Raw genomic sequence first — 7799 nt, forward strand, 5'->3', positions numbered from 1 at the left:
GCTAGAGCAGCCCCTCGCGCTTGAGCGCGAGGTAGTGGTCGGCCAGCCGCACCGGCAGCTCGTCCGGCGGCGCGTCGAGGACGTCCACCCCGAGCCGGCGCAGGGCCTCGGCCGTGCCCTCCCGCAGCGCCGCGGTGCGCTCGGCGGCCGCGGCGTCCCACACCTCGGCGGACCCCTCGCGTGCGGTCCGCATCGCCTCGACCAGGGGGTCGCTCACCGAGGCCACGACGACCCGGTGGTGGGCCACGAGCGTCGGCAGGGCGGGGAGCAGCCCCTCCTCGACGGCGGCCGGCTCCAGCGGGGTGAGGAGGACGACGAGGGAGCGGTGGGTCGAGCGCGCGACCTCGGCGGCGAGTACGCCCCAGTCGGTCTCGACCACCTGGGCGTCGAGCGGGGCGAGGGTGCTGATGACGTCGTGGAGCAGCCGTGCCCGGTCGCTGCCGGCCACCCGGGCGTGGACCCGGCGGTCGCCGGCGACGACCTGGACCCGGTCGTGGGCGTGGCCGGCGAGCGCGGTGAGCAGCAGCGCCGCGTCCATGGCGGCGTCCAGCCGGGGCGCGTCGCCGACCCGCCCGGCGCTCGTGCGCCCGGTGTCGAGGACGAGGACGACCCGCCGGTGCTGCTCCGGCTGCCAGGTGCGCACGACGAGGTGCCGGCGTCGCGCGGTGGCCCGCCAGTCGATGGAGCGCACGTCGTCGCCGTCGACGTAGTCGCGCAGGCTGTCGAACTCGGTGCCCTGGCCCCGGGTGCGCACCGCCGCGCGGCCGTCGAGCTCGCGCAGCACCGCGAGCCGGCTCGGCAGGTGCCGGCGCGAGGGGAAGGCGTGCAGCACCCGGACCCGGCCCGGGACCTCGACGGAGCGCTGGCGGGCGGCGAGCCCGAGCGGGCCGGCGAGACGCACGGTGACCCGGTCGGCGCTGCGGTCGCCCCGCCGGGTCGGGGTGAGGACCGTCGTCACGCGCCGTCGCTCGCCGGGCGGCACCGCGAGCCCGTGGCGGCTCGGGCTCCCGCCCGCCGAGGGTGGCCAGGCGTCGCGCAGGAGCCCCGTGGCGTGCCGGCCGCCGGTGTTCTCCAGGACGAGGCTCGCGCTCACCGGCTCGCCGAGGCGCACCTGGAGCGCCGGGTCCTCGCGGGTCAGACGCAGCGCGCTCGGCGAGGCCGCGAGGACGAGGTCGGCGAGCACGGCGAGGAGCCAGAGGACCACCCAGGCGAGCACCGTCGAGGCCGCCGGCCGGAGCACGACCGGGACGAGCCCGAGCAGGAGCAGCGCGGCGGCGCGCGTCGTGAGCGCCATCAGCGGGGCACGGGCACCGACGCGAGGACGCTGTGCAGGACGGAGGTCACCGAGGTGCCCTCGAGCTCGGCCTCGGGCCGGAGCATGAGCCGGTGGGCCAGGGTGGCCACGGCGAGCGCCTTGACGTCGTCGGGCGTCACGTAGCCACGGCCGCTCAGCCACGCCCAGGCCCGGCTCGTCGCGAGGAGCGCGGTGGCCCCCCGCGGCGAGACCCCGAGGGCCAGCGACGGGGACGTCCGGGTCGCGCGGGCGATGTCGACGACGTAGCCGAGGACCTCCTCGGAGACCTCGACCTCGCGGACGGCGGCGCTGCCCGCCTCGATGTCGGCCGCGCCGGCGACGGAGGCGATCCCCGCGGCGCCCAGGTCGCGCGGGTCGAACCCCCCGGCGTGCCGGCGCAGGACGGCCACCTCGTCCTCGCGGTCCGGCACCGGCAGGACCACCTTGAGCAGGAAGCGGTCCAGCTGGGCCTCGGGGAGAGGGTAGGTGCCCTCGTACTCGACGGGGTTCTGGGTCGCGGCGACGAGGAAGGGCGAGGGCAGCGCGTGCGGGGTGCCGTCGACCGACACCTGGCGCTCCTCCATCGCCTCGAGCAGCGCGGCCTGGGTCTTCGGCGGTGTCCGGTTGATCTCGTCGGCGAGCAGCAGGTGGGTGAAGACCGGCCCGGGGCGGAACTCGAACTCGCTGGCCCGGGCGTCGTAGACGAGCGAGCCGGTGAGGTCGCCGGGCATGAGGTCCGGGGTGAACTGGACGCGTTTGGTGTCGACGTCGAGCGCCGCCGCGAGCGAGCGCACGAGCAGCGTCTTGGCGACCCCCGGCACCCCTTCGAGGAGGATGTGGCCGCGGCAGAGCAGGGCGACGAGCAGCCCGGCGACGGCGGCGTCCTGGCCGACGACGGCCTTGGCCACCTCGTCGCGGACCCGGACGAGGGCCGCGCGGGCGTCGGGCGCGGGGGTGGTGGGGGTCTCGGTCATGGCGTGCGGACCTTCTCCTCGAGGTGGGTGAGCTGGCGGGCGAGGGTGACGAGCGCGGCCTCGTCGGCGGGCGCGGGCCCGTGGAGGAGCGCGGCCACCTCGGGCGGGTCCGTGCCGGTGGCCGCGGCGACCGCGGCGAGGAGCGCGTCGGCGTCGACACCCGGTGCGAGGCCCAGGCGGCGCGCGAGCCGCCGGCTGCTCGCCTGCCGCAGGACGGCGGCGGCGCGGGCGTGGTCGGCGGCGGCCCGGTAGAGCTCGGCACGCGACTCGGTGGTCTCCACGGCGCGCACGACCACCGGCAGGGGCTCGGGCACGAGCCGGCCGAGGCGGCGGCCGCGGGCGACGGCGAAGGCGAGCAGGGCGAGGGTGGCCACGACGAGCCCCGGCCCGGTCCACGCCGGCCACACCGGCTCCTGGGCCGTCGAGGGGTTGGCGAGGAGGTCCTCGTCGTCGGCGTGCAGCCAGACCACGTGGGCCGACCCCCCGAGCAGGCGCACGACGAGCCCCGCGTGCGCGGACTCGGTGACGAAGCGGTTCGTCGCGGCATCGGGGAAGCCGACGAGGGTGAGCGCCGGGTGACTCCCGGTGCTCGGCAGCTCGACCGCCGCGTAGCCGACAGCGCCCGCGGCGTCCCCGCCGGCGAGCGGGAAGCAGCCCTCGCTCCCCGGGGGCAGGGCGCCGCCGGTGGGCACGATCTCCCAGGTGACCCGGGTGACCTCGTCCCCGGGGTGCACCCAGGAGGCCGAGCAGCCGGCCGGACCGGCCGTCGTGGCGGCGCTGCGGGCGGCGAGGCCGAGGTCGAGGGCGTCGAGCACGGTGGGCGAGGCGTCGAGCAGGACCAGCCGGTCGGCGGCGGTGGTGCCGGCGAGCAGCCGCCGGGCCGCGGTGTCCGAGAGCAGGTCGGTGTTGCCCACGACGAGCGTGGTCCCCGGGCCACTGGCGGCGACGGCGTCGGCGGAGCGCTCGACGACGTCGACGGTGACCCCGTGCTGGCGCAGCACCTGGACGAGGGCACGGGTGCCGCCCTGCCCGGTCCCGTCGGGGTGGAGGTAGTCCTCCGGCGCGGGCCGACCGGCCGCGAGGGCGACGAGGACGCCGCCGAGGACGACGAGCAGGGCCCACCCGAGCACGGCCCGGGTGCGCCGGGCGAGCCGGGGGGCGTCCAGCGCGGCGGGAGCGACGGCGGTGGCGGTCATCCGACCGGCACCGGGCGCGCCGTCTCGAGGCGCTCGTCGAGGGCGAGGACCGCGTGGGCGGCCTCCTCGCTCGCCCTGCGGTGCCCGTAGCGGACGGCGTCGAACCGGTCGGCCGCCGCCGCCAGCGCCGCCGACTCGGCGGGGAAGCGCTCGGCGAGCGCCGCGGCGACCTCGTGCGCGGTGCGGCCCGGCGCGTCGTCGAGGACGACCCGCTCGACGGCGCCGCGGGCGATGGCGCGCAGCCCGTCGAGCACCGCGCCGTCCCAGTGGCCCCGGGCCAGGGCCTCGCGGGCCCGGGCACGCAGCGCCGAGGCCGGCAGGTCGGGCACGTCGAGGACCCGGGCGGCCCGCCCGGCGCCGGCGCTGCCCACGTCCCGGCGCAGGACCCGCCACAGGACGAGGGCGAGCGCGGCGAGGACGAGACCCACGGCCACCGGGACCGCGACCGCGGGCAGCCCGGTGCCGGGGGCCGCGTCGAGGAGGTGGTCCACCCACTCCCGCAGCCGCTCGAGCAGCGAGGGCTGGGCGTGGTACTCGGCGCCGGCGAGCTCCTCCGTCAGCCAGCGCCGGGCCTGGTCCGCGCTCGGGTCGAGGGGCGCGTCGGCCGGGGTCATGGCCGGGTCAGGGGCCAGGGTGGCTCGGTGGCGCCCTGAGCGGCCTGGATGAGCCGCACGTCGAGACCCTCGAGGCGCATCCGCTGGTCGACGTAGAGCAGCGCGTCGACCCCGGCGCTGAAGGGGGTCGTCAGGGCCCCGGTGATGAGCGCGGCGATGCCCGAGACCACGGTCTGGAGCACGAAGAGGTCCGGGCCGTCGCCGGCGCTGGAGACCCCGACGGCGAGGAGGAGCAGGAGCACCGAGAGCGGCAGGGCGATGACGTAGGCGGCCGTCCCGACGATGAGCGCGGTGAGCAGGCGGATGCCGAAGACCCGCCAGAACGGGCCCCGCAGCGGGCCGCCCACGAGGGCCCAGGAGCGGCGCACCGCGGTGAGGACACCGACCCGCTCGAGGACGATCGCCGGGGTCGCGAGCGACCAGCGCGTGACGACGGCCAGGACCCCGGCGACGCCGAGCAGCACGACGAGCACGACCCCCATGGCCCCGAGCGCTCGCGCGGCGGCGTCCTGGGGGTCCGCGACGACGAACAGCGCGACGGGAACCCCGACGGCGACCGCGAGGAGCACGAGCGAGGCGACGCCCGTGAGGAGCACCACGCCGACCAGGGGCGCGAGACGGCCGCGGGTGGCCCGCCACACCTCGCCCATGCCCACCGTGCGCCCCAGCACGGCCTGCCCGACGACCTGGGCGAGGAACCCGGCGAGCAGGATGCCGGAGGCCGCCTGCCCGAGCGAGGGGAGGTACTGGCCGAGGACGGCCAGGCCGAACCCGTCCGGGACGGTGTCCGACGCGCTGGAGGCCCCGAGCAGGTCGAACTGCGAGCGCCCGGCGAGCCAGGCGCCGAGGGCCGTCGTCGGCAGGAGGAAGGCGAAGCTCGTCAGCGCGGCGAGCCCGATCGTCGCAGCCGGGTTGCCCCGCACCGACTTCAGGACTCCGCCGTAGATGTCACCGAGGCCGAGGGGGCGCAGCGCGACGATGCCGGGACGGAACTCCACGGCGCGGTAGGGCGGGGGCGGTGGTGCGGCCGGGGGGACTAGGCCGGGTGGGAGCGCCGGGCCCGAGGGCGGCGCGGGGGGCGGTGCGCCGGGGCCGGACCCCGGCGCGACCCAGGGCTGGTCGCTCATGCTCGGGCCCCCTCGTCGATCACGGCGCCACCCTAGCCGAGCAGCTCCTGCTCGACCCTCGGAGCGCGGCTGGCCGCGGCGCCCAGTGCGGCCTGCCGGGCGACGATGCCGGGTTCGTCGCGCATGAGGGTCCAGCCGCGGCGCACGAGCACGAGCGGGGGCTTGCGGCGCTCGCGCAGGTCGCGCAGCAGCCGCCGCACGAAGGTCACGGCCGGGCGGTGGTGGACGCACCAGGCGCTGTGCAGCATCCCTTCGTCCTCGAGCCGGGCGATGACCTCGGCGGCGAAGATGCCCTCGGCGAGGACGAGGTCGTCGGGGCCGGCCGTGACGGCCCGACGACCCGTCGCGCGGCTCGTCGCGATGTCGTAGACCGGCGTCGTGCACCGACCGGAGTCGAGCAGCTCGCGCAGCGCCTCGACGGCGCGGTCGCCGTCCCAGCTGCCCGGGTGGTCCCAGTCGACGATGCCGAGCTCGGGGTGGCGCGGGGCGGCCGGGTCCTCGGCGTCCCGGTAGAAGTCGTCCAGCCGGAAGACCGGCCAGCCGCGGGCGGCGTGCAGCCGGGCGGCCAGGCGGGACTTGCCGGCACCGCTGGGCCCGGCGAGGACGACGACCCGGCGCCGGCCGGTCGTGGTCCCCTGGTCGCTGCGCCCGTCGCTCGCCCGCTCCTCCACGGGTGGCCAGTCTAGGGACCTCTCGAGCGGCCGGGTGACGGCGGGAGAGGCGTCAGCGCCCCTTGGGGTGCCAGACGGTCTTGGTCTCGAGGAAGGTGGTCAGCCGCGAGAGGTCCGGCACCGCCTCGAAGTCAAGCTCGAGGGCCTCCTCGCCCGTTCCCCCCGGGCGCAGCACCCGCTTGAGGTTGTCCGCGGCCGCACGCTCGAGCTCGCCCCAGTCGACGCCCTCGGCGCCGGCCGCGCCGGTGAGGTCGATCGCGTTGACGTCGCGGTGCGACGCGAGCCAGGGGGCCACCTCGGCGGTGCGCCCGGTGACGATGTTGACGACCCCGCCGGGCACGTCCGACGTCGCGAGGCACTCGGCGAGGTCGACGGCCGGCAGCGGGCGCTCCTGCGAGGCGAGCACGACGCAGGTGTTCCCGGAGACGACGACGGGCGCGACGACGGACACCAGCCCGAGCAGCGAGGAGGCCTGCGGCGCGAGCACGGCGACGACGCCGGTGGGCTCCGGCGCCGAGATGTCGAAGTAGGGGCCGGCCACCGGGTTCAGCCCCCCGAGCACCTGGGGGTACTTGTCCGACCAGCCGGCGTACCAGACCCAGCGGTCGACGGCCGCCGAGACGACCGCCTCCGCCCGTGCGGCGGTCAGGCCCTCGCCGTCGCGGACGTCCTGGACGAGCTGGGCCCGCCGGCCCTCCATGACCTCGGCGACCCGGTAGAGCACCTGCCCGCGGTTGTAGGCGGTGGCCGCCGCCCACCCGGGCTGGGCCTTGCGGGCGGCCACGACCGCGTCGCGGGCGTCCTTGCGCGAGCCCATCGCCGCGTTCGCGAGGAACCGGGGGGTGCCGCGGCGGCCGGCCGGGGCGGCCAGCACCTCGTAGGACCGGCCGCTCTCGGAGCGGGGGAACTTCCCGCCGATGTAGAGCTTGTAGGTCTTGCGGACGTCGACCCGCTGGGCGCTCGGCATGCGGGCGAGTCTAGCGAGGCGGCTGGTCGGTGCCGCCGCCGTGCGGGCCCGGCCGCGGGCGGGTGGTCTGCTCGAGCAGCTCGACGACGTGCCGGTAGTCCCGCCCGGTCGCCCGGGTCATGCCGAGCTCGCACGTGCGGTTCGCGGAGACGTACGCGTCGGCGGTGAGCCCCTCGACCTCGGCGGCCTCGGCCCGGGTGGCCGACGCGGTGAGCTCGGGGTGGAGCAGCCCGCGGTCACCGGCGAAGCCGCAGCACCCGGCGGCCGCGGGGACGACCACCTCCTCGGCAACCGCCTCGGCGACGCGGCGCAGGTGCTCGTCGACGCCGAGCCGGGTGGTCGAGCACGTCGGGTGCAGCACGAGACGCCCGACGCGCCGCGGCGGCGGCAGCGCCCCCAGGAGGTCGGTGGCGGCGAGCTCGACGGCGTCCCGCACCCGCACCGACCCGGCCCCGCCCGGCGGCGGGGTGCGCGCCAGCGTGGTGCGCAGGCCCTCGGAGCAGGACGCGGCGTCGCAGACGACGTCGAGCTCCCCGCCGCGGGTGGCCTCCCACAGCGCGGCGCTCGTGCGCTCCTCCATGGCGCGCGCCCCCTCGCCCATCCCCTTGCTGCGCCACGGGGTGCCGCAGCACAGGCCCGAACCGCTCTCCGGGGCGACGAGGCGCACCCCGGCCCGCTCGCACACGGCGCGCAGGGCCGCGCCGGCGCCCGGGCCGGGCGGGGCGGCCCCGAACATCGTGCCGGTGCACGAGGTGAAGAGGACGACCTCGGAGCGGGCCGCCTCCGGGCGCGCCGTCGGGGCCGGAGTCCGCCCGGCCCGCCGGTGCCCGCCGGGGGGCAGGTCGCGGGACCACTCGGGCACGACGTCCGGGTCGGCGAGACGCCGCAGCAGCCGGGTGGCCGCGGCCGGGAGCGCCGGCGGCAGCGCGTCCGCGGTGGTCAGCGCGGTGGAGGCG

Annotated in this window: 8 protein-coding genes; all 8 read right to left on the minus strand. The window is 78.0% G+C overall.

All coding sequences use genetic code 11. The annotated features are described in order from the left end of the window. Position 1 precedes the first annotated feature (1 nt). On the minus strand, positions 2–1294 hold the full coding sequence (locus tag G8D98_RS12390) for a DUF58 domain-containing protein (RefSeq protein ID WP_166103754.1): 1293 nt from the start codon (positions 1292–1294) through the stop codon (positions 2–4). Next, a complete protein-coding gene (locus tag G8D98_RS12395; RefSeq protein WP_166103757.1) occupies positions 1294–2268 on the minus strand; it encodes an AAA family ATPase in 975 nt (324 codons plus the stop codon). Before G8D98_RS12395 ends, G8D98_RS12390 begins: the two co-directional genes overlap by 1 nt. Beyond that, positions 2265–3464, minus strand: coding sequence for a DUF4350 domain-containing protein (locus G8D98_RS12400; protein WP_166103760.1), 1200 nt, complete (start codon positions 3462–3464; stop codon positions 2265–2267). The genes G8D98_RS12395 and G8D98_RS12400 overlap by 4 nt, the downstream gene beginning before the upstream one ends. Then, positions 3461–4078: a DUF4129 domain-containing protein gene (locus G8D98_RS12405; protein ID WP_166103763.1), complete on the minus strand. Its 618-nt coding sequence runs from the start codon at positions 4076–4078 to the stop codon at positions 3461–3463. Before G8D98_RS12405 ends, G8D98_RS12400 begins: the two co-directional genes overlap by 4 nt. Next, positions 4075–5076 carry a hypothetical protein gene (locus G8D98_RS12410; RefSeq protein ID WP_166103766.1) on the minus strand — a complete coding sequence of 334 codons (1002 nt, stop codon included), beginning with the start codon at positions 5074–5076 and terminating at the stop codon, positions 4075–4077. Before G8D98_RS12410 ends, G8D98_RS12405 begins: the two co-directional genes overlap by 4 nt. Before the next feature lie 161 nt (positions 5077–5237). Then, a complete protein-coding gene (locus G8D98_RS12415) occupies positions 5238–5876 on the minus strand; it encodes a uridine kinase family protein (protein ID WP_166103770.1) in 639 nt (212 codons plus the stop codon). Positions 5877–5928: 52 nt separating this feature from the next. Next, positions 5929–6843, minus strand: a complete 915-nt coding sequence (locus G8D98_RS12420; protein ID WP_166103772.1) for an aldehyde dehydrogenase family protein — start codon at positions 6841–6843, stop codon at positions 5929–5931. 10 nt (positions 6844–6853) lie between these two features. After that, on the minus strand, positions 6854–7799 hold a 946-nt coding region (locus G8D98_RS12425; RefSeq protein WP_166103775.1), incomplete at its 5' end, for a (Fe-S)-binding protein.

The sequence above is a fragment of the Phycicoccus endophyticus genome (assembly GCF_011326735.1).
Classification (GTDB): Bacteria; Actinomycetota; Actinomycetes; order Actinomycetales; family Dermatophilaceae; genus Phycicoccus; species Phycicoccus endophyticus.